We start from the raw sequence: 18,106 nt of genomic DNA, 5'->3' as shown, positions 1-18,106 counted from the left end.
ATGAAAAAACAAAACATCCTGACAACATGCCTGCTCTGGCTGCTATTCTTCGGGCTGGGCGGGCCCATAAGCACACACGCGCAGAAAATCAAATGGAACAAGGTCAAGATCCTGGTTTACACCAAAAACGGAAAGGGCTATGTGCATGACAACATCGCCAATTCCAAAGTAGCGATACTCGCTCTGGGAAAACAGAATGGATTTGCCGTAGACACCACTTCCGATCCGTCGAAGTTTACCGATGAAAATCTTAAACAGTACGATTGCCTGGTTTTCTCGAATACCAACAACGACGTTTTCGACACCGATGCGCAGCGGGTTGCGCTCATGCGTTATATTCAGGCAGGCGGCAACTTCGTAGGACTGCATTCGGCGTCCGGTACGGAGCGTAAATGGCGGTGGTTCAAGGACCTCCTGGGTGGAACGTTCTTCTGGCATGAGCCGGGCCAGAGTTTTTCAGTTAAGATCCTGGATCCTAAGAACCCATCGCTCGCCCATCTTGGCAAGGAATGGCCCCGGCAAATCGACGAATTTTATTTTATCAAAGAACTCGGCGTAAATCTGACTGTACTGGCTGTAAATGATCATTCAACCATTCAAAAACCTGCCGGAAAAGCGCTGGATACCTTTGGAAATGTATTTCCGTCAGTCTGGTGGCATGAATACGATGGCGGCCGCTCCTTCTACACCTCACTCGGGCATCAGAAGGAAGATTATGAGAAAGAAGACTTGCGCAAGCACATTCTCGGCGCCATTGAGTGGGCGATCGGGCCACAGAAGCCCAGAAATTACAGCAAGGCCTACGCGACCAGCCCGCAGGATCCGGTGCGAAACGCCATTCCCGCCCTCTCCAAATAACCACGAACATATCAGTCATCAATCCTAAATCTGCATACAACATGAAAGATCAGAAGGAGCAAAATCAGGACAGAAGGTCATTCCTGAAAGCCACCGCAAAAGGTACAGCCGGCATTATCGCAGCATCGATGTTCCCTACCATCGTACCATCGACTGTTTTCGGTAAGAATGCGCCGAGCAACAAAATCAATATCGGGCAGATCGGCTTTGGCCGCATCGGTTCCACGCACGACTTGCCGGAAGTAATTAAAAATGAAGCAGCACACGTGATCGCCGTAGCTGATCTGGATAAAAACCGCCTCGCGAAAGGTAAGGAATGGATTGAGCGGAAATATGTCGAGCGCACAGGAAAAGAGAAATACCTTGAAGTAAAAACATACGACGATTACCACGAAATTCTGGGTCGTAAAGATATCGACGCTGTTATCATCAGTACGCCCGACCACTGGCATGCGCAGCCAGCCATGGAGGCAGCTGTTGCAGGCAAGCATATTTATATGCAAAAACCTACCTCACTCACGATCCGCGAAGGCCGCCAGATGGCCGATATGATCAAGAAGAAGGGGGTTATTTTCCAATTGGGCAGCCAGCAGCGATCGATGAACCCGTGGCCGCAATTCAAGCGAACCTGCGAGCTGGTACGCAACGGCCGCATTGGAAAGCTCAAAAAAGTATACGTGGGTCTTCCGGGTGATCCTGCGGGCGGGAATACGGCGCAAATGCCTGTTCCGTCTAACCTGAACTACGACATGTGGCTCGGCTCAACACCGGAGGTTTATTACACATTGGACCGCGTGCATTCGCAAACGGATATTAACGATCGACCGGGCTGGCTGCGTCTCGAACAATTCGGAGCGGGTATGATCACCGGCTGGGGTTCGCACCACATTGATATCGCGCATTGGGGAATGGATACCGAGCTCACCGGCCCGATCGAGATAGAAGGCAAAGCGACATTCCCTGCAAAAGGCTCTGGACTCTGGGATGTACATGGCGACTTTCTGGTGAATGCATTATATGAAAACGGTGTAGTGATGGAAATCGGCGGTACCAATCCTAATGGCGTAAAATTCGAAGGAACAGATGGCTGGATATTTGTCTCGCGTGGCAATGTGGGCGTCACTGCCTCCGACCCCGTGGCTGCTCAGAATGCAAAAGAAAACAAAGCATTCTATGCCAGCGATCCCAAAATTCTTGGCTCGGTAATCGGAGACAATGAAATCCATTTGTACGAAAGCCCCGAGCAGCACCAAAACTGGATCGAAAGCATTCAAAGCGGCAAGCAGACGATCAGCCACGCCGAAATCGCGCACCGCTCATGTACCGCGTGCCTCCTCGCGCACACGGCTATGAAACTCGGTCGTAAAGTGAAATGGGATCCAAAGAAGGAGCAATTCATTAATGACAAGGAAGCTACCGCAATGCTCTCACGGCCGCAGCGTGGGAAGTATGGGACTAATAATGTGAAAGGTTAATCCTTTAAAAAATCCTGGTGCAGCATTGGCTGGTCAGGATTTTTTTATAATTTAAAAGTTTCCAAATTTAGAAACACACATTATCTTTATCTTAAGAAGCAATGCGCTATTTCAACACACTGATATTGGAAGAGGCCAATCGGTTTCTATTAACACTTGATACACATACGATGGAAAAAGTGCTCTATAATATTAAGCTGGCCGCACAAACCAATGATCCCAGGCTCCTCAAAAAAGTGCATCAATATGTTTGGGAGTTTCGTACCAAATGCGGTGGTAAGGAAATCCGGCTTTTGGCATTTTGGGATAAAACGCAAGCTGAAAATACGCTGGTGGTAGCAACTCACGGCTTTATTAAAAAATCCTGGAAGATTCCGCCTATCGAAATTCAGCGTGCTTTAAGAATCAGAAATTCATACTTTGATAAAAGCCATTAGACATATGAAAAAGGCAGCGATGAAGACCTACACTTTGGACGAGATGATCGATAAGCATGTAGGAGTAAGAGGTACCCCGCGACGAGATGCCTTTGAGCATCGTTTGAGCATGGATTTACTAGGACGAACGATACGCGCGGTGAGAAAAGAGCGCAATCTAACCCAAGAACAACTTGGGGAAATGGTCGGCGTGCAAAAAGCGCAAATCTCTAAATTGGAAAACGGTGCAAACAGTGCAACCATTGATACTATCCTGAAAGTGTTCAGCGCATTAAGAGCTGAGATTCAATTCAATATTACCTTCGACCAGCAAACATTCAGTATTCCAACAAGAGAGACCAGCGAAGAGTCGAATCTCTCTTAATAATTCCCCTTATACTCCCGGGGCGTGTGCCCGATATACTTCTTGAAATTCCTGTTGAAATTCGATAGCGAATCGAAACCGCTGTCGTAGGCGATCTGTGCGATGGTCCACTTGTCTTCGAGGAGTAGTTTGCAGGCGTGGCCGATGCGGATTTCGTTTACGAAATCGATGAAGGTCTTATTCGAACGTGCTTTGAAATAGCGACAAAATGCGGCTTCTGTCATACCGGCCAGGGAAGCGACGTCGCTGAGACGGATTTCCTGGAAAAAATGCTGCAACACATAGTTATGCACTTTTTGCATTCGCTCGGTTTCCGATACTTTGAAGTTGTTCACATAACCATAGCTCGAAATGAACTCCCCGGAGTTGTCATGCGCAAGTTTGTCGAGCAGTGTCAGCAGTTGCAGGATGCCTTTAAACCCTTCCACGGTCGTGAGCGACACCAGCTCCTCGCGAATATGTTCCGAGAGCGCGCCTTTGTAGGCAATTCCTCGCTTGGAGTCGGCCAGTAACTGGCGCAGCCCCAGCATTTCGGGCTTGTCGAGAAAGTCCTTCCCTAAAAAATCCTCCTGAAAATAAAGCACAATACCGTGGGTCATCAACGGCGAACCGGTTTCGAAATAGGCCGGGTCGCTGCGCCAAAGGTGTGGTACGTCCGGACCGAGAAACACCGTATCGCCCGGACCGAAAGTTTGAATGGAATCCCCTATCAACCGTTTGCCAGTTCCCTCCAGAACGGTAAATAATTGGTAGTGTGGATGAAAATGCCAGTTGGGATCGAAATGAGGCTCTTTGAGCTCGTGAACCGTCACTGTACGGACCTGGCTCTCGATATTTTTATGGATCGGCGCTTTCATATTCTGTCAGTATTTTACCCAAAAGATCAGCAATATTACATTATTACTATCAAAATATGATCATTTGACGCATTTATTCACAAAAAATAGATTGAGCCTTCGGTAAAAGAAAGCAGCCTTGGAACCGTTATAAATTATGCCGTCCATGCTCGGATGACTGGCATATTTTTTGTAGATTTATAGAGCCGCTCAACTTTTTTGCAACCTTTTTTGCGAGTACGATGTCAATCATAGGTAGTTCTGAAATTTATTTACGCATATGAAAGCCCTTATAATTCCGACAGCATCCGTGCTGTTTTTTTCGCTGCTAACGGGTTGTGGAAAAACTACCACAATCAGCAGCAATCTGGAGTTGACCGGCAAATGGCAATTGGAGAGCATCGTGCAGGAGGATGATACCATCAGCAAACCCGCTACTACAAAGGGAGTGATGGATATAGGTCTCAATTTTAAAGACAAAGGCGAGCTGGAAGGCACTACTTCCACCAATATTCTTACAGGCTTTTACGAAACCGCCCAGCAAAATACGATCCAGATCGGCGGGGGTGGTACCGAAAGAGCGGAAACGAGCTGGGGCAACCTGTTCGTCAATGCGCTACCGAGTGTAAACCTGTATGATTTGAAGACCAATCGGTTAATCCTGTATTACGAAAATAACAACCAGCTCATTTTCAGCCGGGTGCAGTAACATGCATTGAACATAAGCTCATAAAGTGGCGGTCTTTTTCAAAAGGCCGCCACTTTTGTTTTGGTCCAATGAGTCGATTTTACCCAGATATTCACGTAAATAGACGTCAACTTATCAATATCAGCTAACTACTCGTCAAATCGTGTATATTGAACAGTACTTTTTTACTTTAAGATTGTATACTGAAAAGACACGGGCATTTGCATCCCGCCTAATCCATTCGCCAGCGAGATAAATTCGATTTTGATGAAGTACAGTATGAACCTCCTTTTGTGGGGAAACCAGATTGACGAAAAACTATTTCCTACCCTCGAACTCATTAAAGAGATCGGTTTTGACGGTGTCGAGGTACCTATTTTCAATACAAATCCGGAGCATTGGTTCAAATTCCGCCAAAAGCTCGACAGCCTGGGCCTCGTGTGTGAGACCGACACGATCTGCGGACCATCGGAACACCTCATCAGCACCGACCCGGCCATGCGCCGCCACACGATCGATCATTTGAAAAGTGCGCTGGATTGCTCACTCGTACTGGGTGCCAGCCGTCTGATGGGCCCATATCACTCCGCTCTGGGCGTTTTTACAGGCAAACCGGCCACTGAGGAAGAATGGCAATGGGGAATCGAGGGAATCCGCGAAGTGGCAGACTATGCCGAATCGCTGGACATTACCCTTGGGTTGGAATACCTGAACCGCTTCGAGTTGTACCTGACCAGCTGCGGCGACGAGATCATCCGCTTCGTGGACGAGGTGAACCACCCGAACTGCAAGATCATGTTCGATACGTTCCACGCAAATATCGAAGAGAAAAATATCGGCGACACCATCCGCAAGGCCGGCGACCGCATTTCATTCATCCAGCTTTCCGAAAATGATCGCTCGACGCCCGGTAAGGGCAACGTGGATTGGGAGGGCGTGTTCCAATCGATCCGCGATATTAACTACGATGGCTGGATCAGCATCGAGGCATTCAGTCCGAAACTGCCGGTGGCCAACATCTGGCGCAAAATGTTCGATTCGGAAGAACAGCTGATGCGCGACGGGCTTGCCTTCATTAAGTCCAACCTCGGATAGTCAATAAGCCGTCCATCGAATACCCTCACGCACTTTATTGCCAATCAAATGTAACTTTTAGCCACATTTGATTGGCAATAAAAGTATTGGCAGAAAAAATTGAACAATTAGAACGAATTAAAAAATGAGTGCAGAATAACAGAAATCATTATTTGGGATTGGTCTAAATAAGTCTACTTTTGACAGCGTTTTGCCAACAGCTAGTTTATTTAACCCAATATCATGAGGATATTTTGTTTACTCATCCTTTCCCTTTGTTGCTTCAACACCTTTGCACAAACAGGCCAGATCAAAGGCAATATTAGAAACGCCGCGGGTCAACCGGCCGAATCCATCAACCTGATCCTGAAAGGAACAGGCCAGGGAACGCTTACGGACGCCGATGGCGATTTTGAGTTCAAAGCATTGGCTCCCGGCCACTACGTGTTGGTGGGTACGGGCGTGGGTATCAAGCGTATCAACCGGAATGTGCACGTCAAAGCGGACGAAATGTATTCGCTGGAAATTACCACCGAAGAAAACACCCAGGAACTCCAGACGGTGGAAATCACCGGTCGCCGCGAAACCACTTATAAGAACGACCTTTCCTTCATCTCCAGCAAAACCGCCACCCCCATTAAAGAGGTGCCGCAGGCGATCGCTTACATTACCAAAGAAGTAATGCGCGACCAGGGGACATTCCTCATGGGCGATGCTGTCAAAAACATGAGCGGGGTGAACCAGTTTACATTCTACGATGATTTGACGATCCGCGGCTTTCGCATGAACGGCGGCAGCACAACGCAGCTCGTGAACGGCCTTCGCACGTTCTCCGGGTTCTGGAAACAGCCGCCGGTAAACTATCTCGAACGCGTGGAAGTAATCAAGGGTGCCGCTTCGGCATTGTACGGCAATACTTCGCCAGGCGGAACAATCAACCGCGTGACTAAAAAGCCGCTTGCCACACCCCAAAAATCCCTCAGCTTTACCACCGGGAGTTTCAATACCCTCCGCACGCTGGCCGACTTTACCGGCCCGATGAACGAAAGCAAGACGCTGCTTTACCGACTCAACCTGGGTTATGTGAATGCACAGGGCTTCCGGAATATGCAGTTTGATAAAAATATCATTGTAGCGCCATCCGTATCGTTCCTCCCTACAGAGAAAACGCGTATCAACTTTGACCTTGTTTTCAACCGCTCCAACAGCCGCCTCGACCGCGGTCAGTCCGTAAAAGGGAACGACTTGTATTCGAGCTCGATACGTACGTCGCTGAATGCGGTGAATGACTATCTCAATGAAGAAACTTACCTGATTACGACTTCATTGAACCACCAGTTTACCCAAAATACGTCGTTCAACGTAGCTTACCTGCGTACCGGCTATTCCGAAGACCTGCTCGAACATCGCAGCAGCAATGTAAATGCCGTGGATTCGGCCGGTAAAGCGATCGAAAACCTGGTGGCCCGGCAAGTGTTTATCCGCAAAACGAAGTCGTTCATGGATAATGTGTCGCTATTCTTCAACCATAACTTTAATACAGGCATCGCAGAGCACAAACTGGTAGCAGGCTATGATTTCATCCAGTCGTCGACCCCGAAAGGTTCCGGCCAGCAGACCGCGAACGGTTACCTGCTCAAAGCGGGCGGCGCGGCGGCCTACAACCCCAAAACGCCTGAAAAATATGTGTTCTACAACTATACCGAGAACGGCGTTACTTACAGCATTCCCAAGCCGAATATCTCGCACTACGACCTGACGTTGCAGAACAACAATATGGAAGACCCTTCCAAGTACATTTACAACGTGACGGCCAACGCAGCCACCACACCGGTACTTTACAAACTGCACGGTTTGTATTTGCAGGAACAATTAAAGATCAGAAAGTTGCAGATCCTGCTTGGCCTGCGCTATGACACTTACATCGACAAGAAAGGCTATACGACCAACAACGAGCAGAATGTAACCCAACACGCATTGCTGCCGCGCATCGGTGCCGTGTATTCTTTGACCAGCCATATTAATGTGTACGGTACCTATACACAGGGCTACAACCCGCAGGATCCCGTTGTTCAAAGTAACCCCTTGTCCGGCGGGCCGTTTGACCCGATCCGCAGCAGCTTGTCGGAAGCCGGTTTGAAAACAGAATGGCTGGACGGTCGCCTGACAGCAAATGTTTCGGTTTACAAAATCACACAGACCAACACATTGTATTCTGCCAATGCAGCCGATCGTCCCGACCTGATGATCCAGGTAGGGAAAGAAACCGCAAAAGGCGTCGAATTCGATGTGACTGGAAACATCCTGCCGAACTGGAACGTGATCATGACTTACAGCTACAACGACGCCAAGATCACCGACGCCGGCTCAAAAGCTACCGACCAGGTGCTCGTGAATATGCAAAAACCCAATGCACCGAAAAACCAGGGGAGTGTATGGACGAAATATACCTTCGTGGATAACTTCCTGAACGGCTTCGGCGTGGGGCTTGGTGGCAACTTCGTGACCGAGCGCAACCTGTCGCTGAACAACAACCAGACATTGCCGGGCTACGCATTGCTGAATGGGGCTGTTTATTACAAAATCGACAAGTTCCAGTTCCAGGTGAACCTGAACAACCTCGGAAACAAAACTTATTGGGTAGGCGGATATGACTACCTCCGCTTGTTCCCGGGTGCGCCGCGCAACTTTATGGCTACGATTTCCTACACTTTCTAAATGCGTGCTATTCCATAATGCTGTGAAAAAGACATTCAAGAAAATTGCATCGCAACTACATTTATGGCTGGGGGTTTCCTCCGGCCTTGTGGTTTTTATAGTAGCGCTCACGGGCAGCGTTCTGGTTTTCGAAGAAGAGCTGGAACCAGTCATTTACCCCAAATTCCACCTCGTAGAAGTTCCGCAAGGTCAGTCACGACTTCCGCTGGATAATCTTCGGGCCACTGTCGCCAGCACTTACCCCAAACACCGCATTGCCCGCATCGAAATTGAGCCCCACGCCGGACGGACGGTGATATTCAGTTTGGTGAAAGGCAAGAAGGAAAAGGATGTCTTTTCGGTGGCTGTGAATCCCTACACCGCAGAGATCACCGATACCCGGCGTGAAAACCAATCTTTCTTCCATGTTGTGCTTCAATTGCACCGCTATTTATGCATGAAAGACACCGGCAAAGCCATTACCGGCGTCTCGTGCGTGCTATTCATCGTGATCATGATCACCGGCCTCGTCCTGTGGTGGCCTAACCGCAAGCAAATCAAACAACGCTTCACCGTCAAGTGGAATGCGAAATTCAAACGCCTTAACTGGGACTTACACGCCGTTTTTGGCTTCTATGTGCTTCCTTTTACTTTCCTGATCGCATTGACCGGCCTCGTGTGGAGTTACAAATGGGTCAATAATATGATCTATCTGACCTTCGACGGCAAACCTCAGCAAAAGCGTGAAGCGCCTGCGAACATCAGCATGGCAAATACCCCCTCCACCGGCATATTAGCTAGAATCACTACTGAAACAGACCGCCTGCTTCCGCACCCAGGTCGCATTCAATTCACATTACCTGAATCCGACAGCCTTTCCATCACTGTTTCCAAATCCAACGACGAGGCCTCCATCGCCAACGTCGTCGATTTCCTTTACTTCGACCAGAACAATGGCCATTTGATCAGCAAGCGGCTTTACGACGATGAAACGACCGGAATGAAAGTACGAAGACTTGTTTTTCCGATCCATACCGGAAGCCTTTGGGGCTGGCCTACGAAGGTGCTGGCGCTGATTGTGGCGCTCATTACCGCGACATTGCCGGTTACTGGGGTGATTATTTGGGTGGGGAGGAAGTTTAAGAAGGAGAAAGTGGTAAATAAAAATGCTGCATCGCATGCAGTTCGGAGACACGCTAAGGCTACCGTTAGCTAACTGATCTTCCGGCGAATAAGTCAAAGCGGTTACTTGGTAACAGGAATCCCTGGTGAGATTAAGGCTGTCTTAATTTTATCAGGGATTTTTGTTAACAATCATCAATTAGGCACTTAATTATGAAAAGAGCTAAAATAACCTACAAGGTCACAAACGACGAGGAGCATGCCGCTCTACTTGAAAAGGTGGATGCATTGATGAGAATAAATTCAGCAGATACCACACGGGAAGAACGACAGCATATCCGGGCCATGGGCGAAGCTCTGATGGCTTACGAGCAAAGCATTTATGAAATCCCTGAACCTTCTACACTCGAAGGTATTTTGGAGTGAAGAATGTATGAGATGAGGCATGAAGGAATAGACCTTGCTCAAACGCTTGGAATTTCGCAGGAAGAGCTTGAAAATATCCTCTGGGAAGATCAGAAGCCAGACATTTTATTGCTTAGTGTTATTCAAGAGAAACTCAAAATTTCTTCGGAAATCATCTTGAATTATACCCAACGGTTGTGAAAACTTTTACTTCGCTGGAACAGGCATTTGAATGGTGGCTAAAAACCATATACCCAACAATACCACCAAGTTTGAAAAAAGGTAAATACCGCAATGCCTGGCGCGACTATACCTTCAAGAAAGGTATTTCGCAGAAGCGTATGAGAGCGGTACTTTCTGACTTTGGGAATATTTCTGAGAAGGTCACCGTCACTTTTAATTTGGAGCAAGTTATTTGTTGGAAACCTGCACAAATTTCTATCTTTGTCTCAATGACGACATTCGCTTCCATGGAGGAGGCTTTTCAGTGGTGGCTGACGAATATCTACCCATCACTTCCAGCCGAAGTAAAGAAAGGAAAATTGACCTACGCTTGGAGAGACTTCACTTATAAAAGAGGCATTTCACAAGCGAGAATGAAAGAAATCCTTTCCGAGTACGGAGAAATAGAAGTGCAAACTTTGATCAAGTATTCTCCTAAGTAATTTTTTTGGAATGCGCTTGTTGGAAAACTGCACAAAGCCACCACCTAAACTTTCAAAACTGTGGACACACTTGAAACTTCAACCGCTAGTGCCAACACACTCAACGACAAGGCAAGTTACCAACGAGAAATAATCAAAGCCTTCTTCCAAAAAGACAGCAGCTCCGAAATGATTGAATCCCTTAACACATTAATCGAAGCATACCTTTTTACGGATAACCTCGCATCCGTCACACCTGAAATGCGGGAGCATATAGTCAATCAACTACGGGTTGCGACTTTGATTGCGAAGCTCAATGCATGCAATTGTGTAATTACAGGAGCGTGAAAGCTGCTCCACAATCAGTTTAGCTCTGAAAATCCAAATTCATTGTTTGCATAGCTGAATCAACCGCCTGATCATTTCTACTGCCGGGTCGTCCGGGAGGGAGAATTACACAATGGAAAATTTGGCGTAATTAGTTTTATTTGTGCCAGTTAAAGTCACCCTTCTATTTTATCAACAGCGCTACGCCAATGGAAAACATCGACAGCCACAAATACAAAGCAAGCGATATCGCCAACTGGTTTCTTTGCCACATAGACAGGGACGCCGGTGATTCCGTCACGCATTTGAAGCTGCAAAAACTGCTGTATTATGCGCAAGCATGGTGTATGGTACTTTCAGGCAAATCTCTTTTCGAGGATGATTTCGAAGCATGGTCGCACGGACCAGTCTTGCCAGGCATTTATAATGAATACAAACGTTTCGGATTTGAAGCATTGCCTAGCTGTGATTGCGTAAATAATATCGCCCAAGAGATTGACGATATCTTGGGCGAAGTTCAGAGAGTGTATGGTGAAAAGAGTGCCAAATATCTGGAAGAACTAACCCATCATGAAGCACCCTGGATAGAAGCAAGAAACGGTCTGCCACTCGAAGTAAGATGCTCCAATATCATATCCAAGGAAAATATGCTCCGCTTTTATTCTGAAATGTTGCAAGAGAATGAAGGATAGGAAGCCTGGGCGTCACATACCAAACTCAGCAATCAGTAAGAAGGATGAAAAGGGAGGTATTTTGATGACCATTGATGAATGTAAAATATTCGGCATTCAAACGAATATGCACGACCATCCCTACGTAAACCTCAAATATTTCGATAGCAACTATGAATGCCTCTCGGCCTGGGAAAAAGATGAACTGAAATTGTTGTCTGATTTTATTCAAAAAGTCTCCAACAGCAACTGGTTTGATATTCAAAAATCCTGCACCAAGCACAAAGACAAAAACGCTCTACCCAAAAGTAAGAAGGTAGAAAATGTTAGTCCGGATATTACATTTTTTGAGCTAAGGGTGAGTATTAAAGCACGAGTTCATGGCTTCCGGTCGGCCAACGCTTTTTTCCTCTGCTGGCTCGACCGAAATCATCAAATATACCCTATGTAAAATATTCTTTACCCGTTTATCAAATCAACCCACCTCCGCTTTAACCAAAGCCTTCAACCCCAAAACCTCCATCATCTCCCGGTCCTGGCTCATTCCCGGGTTGGGCGTCACAAGGAGTTCCCCGTTTTCATTGGTAAAAATCGAATTCGCTCCTGCCATAAAACAGAATGCCTGCTCGTATTCACTCATTTCCATCCGTCCGGCGCTGAGGCGAACCATCGCTTGCGGCATCAGAATGCGCGCAGTGGCAATCATACGTACCATTTCCCAGGTATCGGTTTTCTGCATTTCCCCTAACGGTGTCCCTTGCACGCGGGCGAGGGCGTTTACGGGTACGGATTCAGGGTGCTCGGGCATGGTGGCGAGTGTGTGGAGCATTTGAATGCGGTTTTGGCGGGTTTCGCCGAGGCCGATAATGCCACCGCAACATACGGATATGCCCGCTTTACGCACATGATCGACGGTATTCAGGCGGTCGTCGTAGGTACGCGTCGTGATGATTTGGTCGTAATACTCGGCGGAGGAATCCAGGTTATGGTTGTAAGCGTAAAGGCCGGCAGCTTTGAGCTTTTCCGCCTGAGTATCTGTGAGCATGCCAAGGGTACAGCACACTTCAAGGCCCAATGCCGCTACTTCGGTCACCATGTCGAGTACGCGGTCGAAATCGCGGTTGTCTTTGACCTCACGCCAGGCAGCCGCCATGCAAAACCGGCTCGAACCACTTTCGCGGGCGCGGCGGGCGATGGCCACCACGTCATCCTTTTTCATCAATGCTTTCACATTAATGCCCGTCTGGTACCGGGCCGCCTGACCGCAGTAAGCACAGTCTTCGGGACAGCCGCCCGTTTTGATGGACAACAACGTACACACCTGAATGCGCTCCGGGTCATGCCATTGCCGGTGGACGGTAGCGGCATCGTAGATCAGTTGCAGTAAAGGGCGATTGTAAATGGCTTCGATTTCATCGAGCGTCCAGTCGTTACGGATGGTTGCAGTTTGCATGGTGGCATTGTTTTCGAGCCAAATGTAGCCGGCTGACCGGCGCAGTATTGCGTCCGGTTTACAATAAACATCGTAGTCCGGCGCAACAAAAATGCCTCCCGGTTTGTAGTCCGGGAGGCATTTGAGTGTGGCATTCCTGCCGCAGCTTAATATACTTTCGCCAGCAGGTGTGGACGTTCTTTTTCGAGTTTCAGGATTAACTCCCCGAACAATGTATTCACCCACGCAAACCATTTGCGCGTGAATTTCGAATCGTCGTCCTTATCGAACGATTCGTGCATGAAACCGGTGTGGTTATGGGTTGTTTTGAGCAGTTTGAGCTGCGCCTCGATCTCCTTGTCATCGGTAGAAGTAATGGCGCGCGCGATGATTCCCATCGGCCATACCTGGTTAACCAACGTATGCGGGCTACCCAGCCCCTCTCCCGCCTTTCCTTTAAAGAAATACGGATTGGAATTGCTTAACACATATTTGCGCGTGTTGATATAAATCGGGTCTTTCACCGAAACGGCATTCAGGTAAGGCAGGCTGATAAGCCCTGGAATACCTGCATCATCCATCATCACATGGTTTCCAAAACCATCGGCCTCGAACGCGTAAATCTTTCCGAATTGGGTATGGTTAATCACGGCGTGCTTTTTGAGCGCTGCTTCGACTTCATTGGCCAACGCCCGGAAATCGGCCGCCAGTTTCGCGTTTTTCGTAGCGGATGCCTTTTCCAGCAATTCGGCCACTTCGCGGAACGACACGACGGCGAAGAAATTCGAGGGGATGAAGAACGAGAAGATAGTCGCATCATCCGATGGCCGGAACGTACTCGCTATCAGGCCAACCGGCTTGATCGGGTTGCCGTAGCCATTGCCCGGCACGGTGTCCGTAGACCAGGAGGTGACGCGGCCGAACTTGTAAGGCCCCGGCCCATCCTTGCGCTGCTGTTCCTTGCAGGTTTTGAGCACCAGTTCCATCGCTTTCAGCCAGTCGGCGTCGAATGGCTTGGCATCACCGGTAGTTTTCCAATAGTTATAAGCCAAACGAATGGTGTAACAAAGCGAATCGAGCTCCCATTTGCGCTCGTGGAGCATAGGCTTCATCTCGGTCTGGTCCTTGGTCCATTCGCTCTCTTTCGGGCGATCGTAAAATGCATTTGCATAAGGATCGATCAGAATGCATTTGGTCTGCCGGTTGACAAGCCCCGCAACCATATCTTTCAATTTCGGATCCTCTTTCAACAATGGCAGGTAAGGCCAAACCTGTGCCGTACTGTCGCGGAGCCACATGGCATCAATGTCGCCGGTGATGACGAAGGTATCGGGCTTGCCCTCTGACGGATTATAATGTACGGTGGTATCGATCGTATTCGGGAAGCAGTTTTCAAAAAGCCACGCCAGCTCGGGATCTTTGATCACCTTTTTCATTCGGGCAATGGTCGCTTCTACGGCCGGACTTGTAAAATTGCGTTTATCGGCAGGGATACGAACTACGGGAAAATCAGCACTTTTTGCGAACGACCATTGGGGTACAGCCATACCAGCGACCGCCAATGCGCCCGCTTTGATGAAGTCTCTTCTTAAGAACATGAGGTAGGTTTATTAATGGGTTATACGGGTGCTTCTTCAATATAAAAAAGCAATTTAGACAAAAATCGCAGATGCCCGTCCACAAATTTTGAAACCTTAGCCTAACCGTTTGATAACTAACAAGAGCCGTTTACTCAAACCTTAAATATGAGCTTTTTACGGTACAGGAACAGCAGGATCAGATACCAAAGCGCTACCAGAAGTAATGCCTGCGCCAGCGAAGCATTTCTCGGATCATGGAAGAACGGCACCAATTGATACTGATAGAAATAGGGCACAAAATCCATTTTTTCAAATCCTCCGCCCGGCCTCGCTACTTTCACCGCATTCAGAACCCTGAAAATCATTCCTGTAAAAAAGAAGACAACCATCGGGTTCACTCCGAAAATCACGAAGAACGTCATCCATTTCGAATGCCCTTTCAAATCAATGACATAATACAGCACCGCCAGAGAAAGCAACGCCCAGCCGCCGGCATACAATACAAATGAACTCGTCCACAATGCCTTATTCAGAGGAAACGTAAGGCTCCACAACCACCCGGTAACTACCCCTGCCAGGCCGCCGATCAGCATGTATTTCACCTTTTCTGCTTTGGTCAATCCCCGCGATGTCAACAAAGTCCCGATCAGCAAACCGGCAATACCGGTACCGATCGCAGGCAATGTGCTCAGAATGCCCTCCGGGTCCCAGGTCTTCGACGACGCCCACAGATGTCCAGGCAATAAAAGGTTGTCGAGCCAGGCGGCCAGGTTTGTTCCTTTTTCCAGGTTGGCTTCCCCTAGGCCGGGCACAGGAATGAGCGTCATAATCCCCCAATAAGCCAGCAATAATACTGCTCCCACCGTAGCCTGCGTACGCCATCCTGTTTTCACATACAACAAGGAAGCGATCAGGTACACGACCGCAATGCGTTGCAGCACGCCCGGAATACGTACGGTATTGAAAGGCTCGATGCCGCTGAACGCCAACCCGATCATCAATGCAAAAATACCCGCAGCAGTCACGAATTGCCATTTCCGGTCATAGTCCGAAAACAAGGCGATCACCACCGCCGCCGTCACAGCCAGCCTGGCCGCGAGCAGTGCATTTCCTTCCAGCCCGAACAAATGAATCCGCACGAAGAAGCCGGAAAACATTCCGAGGCAAAATATGCGCAGCGTCCGGGTGACGATTCGCTGCAAGACCGGCCCATTCAAGGCTTTTACCGGCGTGGCCAGTACAATCGATACGCCGACAATCAATAGAAACGTGGGGAATACAAGGTCGGTAGGCGTGCAACCGTGCCATTCGGCGTGAAGCAACGGTGGGTATACATGTCCCCAGTCGCCCGGATTATTCACGATGGTCATCAGGATCATGGTCAGCCCGCGCAGGACATCCAGGGAGATCAGCCGTTCTTTCATTGATATAAGGTTTAGGATAAATGCTTTTTAAAGGTTGCGCACCATATGAAAGTACCGGTGCCCCATAAAATCCTTCTCACCGATGACTTCAAAATCCAGTCGCTCGTAAAGTCTCCGGGCTGCCGGGTTCACCATATCCACAATCAGTCCCGCACGCTCGTGCCCAAGGGTGCCCGCGTGAGCGCATATGGCACGGATCAACTGGCTACCGATACCCTTTCCCTGGTGTTCCTGATGTACATTGATACAATCGAGGTAAAATTCACCCGGACCGGTTTCATCGTTCGGGTCGAAAGTCGGGTCTGCTTCTCTCAACTTATCCAGAACAGGCTGTCGTAACGCATGCAACAATGCGCCATCGTAGCCGTTGATGGAACCGACGATGCCTGCGCTGGTCTCGAAAACCAGGGTATTCACATAGCTGTACTGATTGGCCGGGTGCAGGAAAAACGCTCGGAAAAATGGGATCGCATCGGCGTGGTTATCCGAGCGAGCGAAAATACCTGCAATATGTCCCATGCCGAGGATCAGCAGCGGTGCTACGGCATCGGCATCTTCGGGGCGGGCGGGTCGGATCATGAAGTGGGAATTTTGGTAAAGAAAATCGCCCCAATTATCGCAAAATCGACGTTTTAAAGCGCTTTTTCTAGCTATTTTTTGCACTAAAACAGATATTAGCTTAAAAATAGATCAAAATACGCACAGTACTAATCAAAACCTGAAAAGTTTTTAGCACTATTTTGCTTTAAAATTGTATTGTCGATTACTATCCACACCAACACATCTTTAAACACCGGCCCGTCAGGCGGGCGGCGGGCGCTGAAATCAATCATTTTTCCCGCTAAGCCGCTGATCTACTGAATCATTAACCTGTTAATCAATATGTCCAAGAAAATTAATGTTGCCATTATCGGATTAGGCTTCGGCGCCGAGTTTATCCCTATTTACCAGCAACATCCCAATGCCAATATGTACGCAATTTGCCAGCGTACCGAATCGAAACTGAATGCAGTGGGCGACCAGTACGGCATTGAAGTACGCTATACCGACTATGACGAATTGCTGAAAGACCCCAACATCGACGCAGTCCATATCAACTCTCCTATTCCCAACCACGCAGAGCAAACATTGAAAGCGCTTCGCGCAGGCAAGCACGTAGCATGTACGGTACCGATGGCGACGAGCGTGGAGGACTGCATCGAGATCGTGAAAGCGACCCGCGAAACGGGCAAGAAATATATGATGATGGAAACCGTGGTATATGCACGGGAATTCCTGTTTGTGAAAGAATTATACGAAAAAGGCGAGCTGGGTAAAGTTCAATTCCTCAAAGCGAGTCACCAGCAGGATATGGAAGGCTGGCCCGACTACTGGCCCGGATTGCCTCCAATGCACTACGCAACGCACTGCGTAGGCCCGGTAGCCGGTTTGCTGAAACTCGAAGCGGAATATGTATCATGCTTCGGTTCAGGAACGATCGCCGAAGATCTGATCAAGATCCACAACTCGCCATTCGCGGTGGAATCGGCACATATCAAGTTCAAAGACAGTGACCTGTCGGCCTATGTGTACCGTTCGTTGTTCGATGTGGCGCGTCAGTACCGCGAGAGTTTCGAGGTTTACGGCAGCAAAAAATCGTTCGAATGGCCGCTGATCGAAGGCGAAGATCCGGTGATCCACACTGCGAAAAAGCCTGAGCATGAAATCCCTGAAAAAGTGACCACGCCTGATTACGCGCACTACCTGCCGGAGGAGATCCGTCATTTCACCGGTCACGGCGTTTATAACCTCGACGATAATGCCCATTTGTCGTTCGTACAAGGTGGCGGCCACGGCGGCTCGCACCCGCACCTGGCGCACGAGTTCATCAGCGCATTGATCGAAGACCGCGAACCGTTCCCGAATGCATGGCAGTCGGCCAACTGGACCAGCGTAGGTATCCTCGCGCACGAGTCGGCAATGCAGGGCGGCGCGATCATCAAGCTGCCGGATTTTAAGAATGTGTAGGTAAGAAGGTTTTGGTGGAATTAATGTCCCACAAACAAATATCACGGTGCGCTGCACCTATAAAT

19 protein-coding genes are annotated in these 18,106 nt (G+C 48.7%); 14 read left to right on the top strand and 5 right to left on the bottom strand.

Annotated elements, in window-relative coordinates; genetic code table 11:
- From J7619_RS21230 to J7619_RS21215, 4 genes are all read left to right on the top strand, one after another.
- Positions 1-858 (top strand): ThuA domain-containing protein, encoded by an 858-nt coding sequence (locus J7619_RS21230; protein WP_291203373.1) that lies wholly within the window; start codon positions 1-3, stop codon positions 856-858.
- Positions 859-899: 41 nt separating this feature from the next.
- Positions 900-2,333 (top strand): Gfo/Idh/MocA family protein, encoded by a 1,434-nt coding sequence (locus J7619_RS21225; RefSeq protein ID WP_291203370.1) that lies wholly within the window; start codon positions 900-902, stop codon positions 2,331-2,333.
- Between the two features lie 101 nt (positions 2,334-2,434).
- Entirely contained in the window at positions 2,435-2,770 is a 336-nt protein-coding gene (locus J7619_RS21220) for a type II toxin-antitoxin system RelE/ParE family toxin (RefSeq protein WP_291203367.1), read from the top strand.
- 4 nt (positions 2,771-2,774) lie between these two features.
- Entirely contained in the window at positions 2,775-3,134 is a 360-nt protein-coding gene (locus J7619_RS21215; RefSeq protein WP_409012756.1) for a helix-turn-helix domain-containing protein, read from the top strand.
- Here the strand turns inward: J7619_RS21215 and J7619_RS21210 are convergent.
- Positions 3,131-3,991 carry an AraC family transcriptional regulator gene (locus J7619_RS21210; RefSeq protein ID WP_291203364.1) on the bottom strand — a complete coding sequence of 287 codons (861 nt, stop codon included), beginning with the start codon at positions 3,989-3,991 and terminating at the stop codon, positions 3,131-3,133. The two genes, J7619_RS21215 and J7619_RS21210, sit on opposite strands and share 4 nt — an antisense overlap.
- Before the next feature lie 259 nt (positions 3,992-4,250).
- Between J7619_RS21210 and J7619_RS21205 the strand changes: the two genes are divergently transcribed.
- The 9 genes from J7619_RS21205 to J7619_RS21165 all read left to right on the top strand — a co-directional run bounded on the left by J7619_RS21205 (position 4,251) and on the right by J7619_RS21165 (position 12,049).
- Positions 4,251-4,679 (top strand): META domain-containing protein, encoded by a 429-nt coding sequence (locus J7619_RS21205; RefSeq protein ID WP_291203361.1) that lies wholly within the window; start codon positions 4,251-4,253, stop codon positions 4,677-4,679.
- Positions 4,680-4,925: 246 nt separating this feature from the next.
- A complete protein-coding gene (locus J7619_RS21200; RefSeq protein ID WP_291203358.1) occupies positions 4,926-5,753 on the top strand; it encodes a sugar phosphate isomerase/epimerase in 828 nt (275 codons plus the stop codon).
- 222 nt (positions 5,754-5,975) lie between these two features.
- The gene (locus J7619_RS21195; protein WP_291203355.1) at positions 5,976-8,450 is read left to right on the top strand and encodes a TonB-dependent siderophore receptor; all 2,475 of its coding nucleotides are present in this window, start codon (positions 5,976-5,978) and stop codon (positions 8,448-8,450) included.
- A 22-nt stretch (positions 8,451-8,472) separates the two neighbouring features.
- Positions 8,473-9,645 (top strand): PepSY domain-containing protein, encoded by a 1,173-nt coding sequence (locus tag J7619_RS21190; RefSeq protein WP_291203352.1) that lies wholly within the window; start codon positions 8,473-8,475, stop codon positions 9,643-9,645.
- Positions 9,646-9,764: 119 nt separating this feature from the next.
- Positions 9,765-9,977 carry a hypothetical protein gene (locus J7619_RS21185; protein ID WP_291203349.1) on the top strand — a complete coding sequence of 71 codons (213 nt, stop codon included), beginning with the start codon at positions 9,765-9,767 and terminating at the stop codon, positions 9,975-9,977.
- 176 nt (positions 9,978-10,153) lie between these two features.
- The gene (locus J7619_RS32175) at positions 10,154-10,621 is read left to right on the top strand and encodes a hypothetical protein (protein WP_310589814.1); all 468 of its coding nucleotides are present in this window, start codon (positions 10,154-10,156) and stop codon (positions 10,619-10,621) included.
- Positions 10,622-10,681: 60 nt separating this feature from the next.
- Positions 10,682-10,948: a hypothetical protein gene (locus J7619_RS21175; protein ID WP_291203345.1), complete on the top strand. Its 267-nt coding sequence runs from the start codon at positions 10,682-10,684 to the stop codon at positions 10,946-10,948.
- 188 nt (positions 10,949-11,136) lie between these two features.
- The gene (locus J7619_RS21170) at positions 11,137-11,619 is read left to right on the top strand and encodes a Panacea domain-containing protein (protein ID WP_291203342.1); all 483 of its coding nucleotides are present in this window, start codon (positions 11,137-11,139) and stop codon (positions 11,617-11,619) included.
- On the top strand, positions 11,609-12,049 hold the full coding sequence (locus J7619_RS21165; RefSeq protein ID WP_291203339.1) for an MAG6450 family protein: 441 nt from the start codon (positions 11,609-11,611) through the stop codon (positions 12,047-12,049). Before J7619_RS21170 ends, J7619_RS21165 begins: the two co-directional genes overlap by 11 nt.
- A 24-nt stretch (positions 12,050-12,073) precedes the next feature.
- Here the strand turns inward: J7619_RS21165 and bioB are convergent, their stop codons facing one another.
- From bioB to J7619_RS21145, 4 genes are all read right to left on the bottom strand, one after another.
- Positions 12,074-13,051 carry a biotin synthase BioB gene (bioB, locus tag J7619_RS21160; RefSeq protein WP_291203336.1) on the bottom strand — a complete coding sequence of 326 codons (978 nt, stop codon included), beginning with the start codon at positions 13,049-13,051 and terminating at the stop codon, positions 12,074-12,076.
- A 146-nt stretch (positions 13,052-13,197) separates the two neighbouring features.
- A complete protein-coding gene (locus tag J7619_RS21155) occupies positions 13,198-14,628 on the bottom strand; it encodes a glycoside hydrolase family 125 protein (protein WP_291203333.1) in 1,431 nt (476 codons plus the stop codon).
- Positions 14,629-14,762: 134 nt separating this feature from the next.
- A complete protein-coding gene (locus J7619_RS21150; protein ID WP_291203330.1) occupies positions 14,763-16,034 on the bottom strand; it encodes an acyltransferase family protein in 1,272 nt (423 codons plus the stop codon).
- A gap of 27 nt (positions 16,035-16,061) precedes the next feature.
- Positions 16,062-16,613, bottom strand: a complete 552-nt coding sequence (locus tag J7619_RS21145) for a GNAT family N-acetyltransferase (protein ID WP_291203327.1) — start codon at positions 16,611-16,613, stop codon at positions 16,062-16,064.
- 303 nt (positions 16,614-16,916) lie between these two features.
- Between J7619_RS21145 and J7619_RS21140 the strand changes: the two genes are divergently transcribed.
- Entirely contained in the window at positions 16,917-18,041 is a 1,125-nt protein-coding gene (locus tag J7619_RS21140; RefSeq protein ID WP_291203324.1) for a Gfo/Idh/MocA family protein, read from the top strand.
- The last annotated feature ends 65 nt before the right edge of the window (positions 18,042-18,106 follow it).

Source organism: Dyadobacter sp., from assembly GCF_017744695.1.
GTDB lineage: Bacteria > Bacteroidota > Bacteroidia > Cytophagales > Spirosomataceae > Dyadobacter.
The sequence above is the reverse complement of the archived record's forward strand: the minus strand, read 5'-3'. Positions and strand labels throughout refer to the sequence as shown.

What these genes read in the sequence shown, in the direction of transcription:
- J7619_RS21230 (WP_291203373.1), top strand. Translation starts at nt 1, where the DNA reads ATGAAAAAACAAAACATCCTGACAACATGCCTGCTCTGGCTGCTATTC.
- J7619_RS21225 (WP_291203370.1), top strand. Translation starts at nt 900, where the DNA reads ATGAAAGATCAGAAGGAGCAAAATCAGGACAGAAGGTCATTCCTGAAA.
- J7619_RS21220 (WP_291203367.1), top strand. Translation starts at nt 2,435, where the DNA reads ATGCGCTATTTCAACACACTGATATTGGAAGAGGCCAATCGGTTTCTA.
- J7619_RS21215 (WP_409012756.1), top strand. Translation starts at nt 2,775, where the DNA reads ATGAAAAAGGCAGCGATGAAGACCTACACTTTGGACGAGATGATCGAT.
- J7619_RS21210 (WP_291203364.1), bottom strand. Translation starts at nt 3,991, where the DNA reads ATGAAAGCGCCGATCCATAAAAATATCGAGAGCCAGGTCCGTACAGTG.
- J7619_RS21205 (WP_291203361.1), top strand. Translation starts at nt 4,251, where the DNA reads ATGAAAGCCCTTATAATTCCGACAGCATCCGTGCTGTTTTTTTCGCTG.
- J7619_RS21200 (WP_291203358.1), top strand. Translation starts at nt 4,926, where the DNA reads ATGAAGTACAGTATGAACCTCCTTTTGTGGGGAAACCAGATTGACGAA.
- J7619_RS21195 (WP_291203355.1), top strand. Translation starts at nt 5,976, where the DNA reads ATGAGGATATTTTGTTTACTCATCCTTTCCCTTTGTTGCTTCAACACC.
- J7619_RS21185 (WP_291203349.1), top strand. Translation starts at nt 9,765, where the DNA reads ATGAAAAGAGCTAAAATAACCTACAAGGTCACAAACGACGAGGAGCAT.
- J7619_RS21170 (WP_291203342.1), top strand. Translation starts at nt 11,137, where the DNA reads ATGGAAAACATCGACAGCCACAAATACAAAGCAAGCGATATCGCCAAC.
- J7619_RS21165 (WP_291203339.1), top strand. Translation starts at nt 11,609, where the DNA reads ATGAAGGATAGGAAGCCTGGGCGTCACATACCAAACTCAGCAATCAGT.
- bioB (WP_291203336.1), bottom strand. Translation starts at nt 13,051, where the DNA reads ATGCAAACTGCAACCATCCGTAACGACTGGACGCTCGATGAAATCGAA.
- J7619_RS21155 (WP_291203333.1), bottom strand. Translation starts at nt 14,628, where the DNA reads ATGTTCTTAAGAAGAGACTTCATCAAAGCGGGCGCATTGGCGGTCGCT.
- J7619_RS21150 (WP_291203330.1), bottom strand. Translation starts at nt 16,034, where the DNA reads ATGAAAGAACGGCTGATCTCCCTGGATGTCCTGCGCGGGCTGACCATG.
- J7619_RS21145 (WP_291203327.1), bottom strand. Translation starts at nt 16,613, where the DNA reads ATGATCCGACCCGCCCGCCCCGAAGATGCCGATGCCGTAGCACCGCTG.
- J7619_RS21140 (WP_291203324.1), top strand. Translation starts at nt 16,917, where the DNA reads ATGTCCAAGAAAATTAATGTTGCCATTATCGGATTAGGCTTCGGCGCC.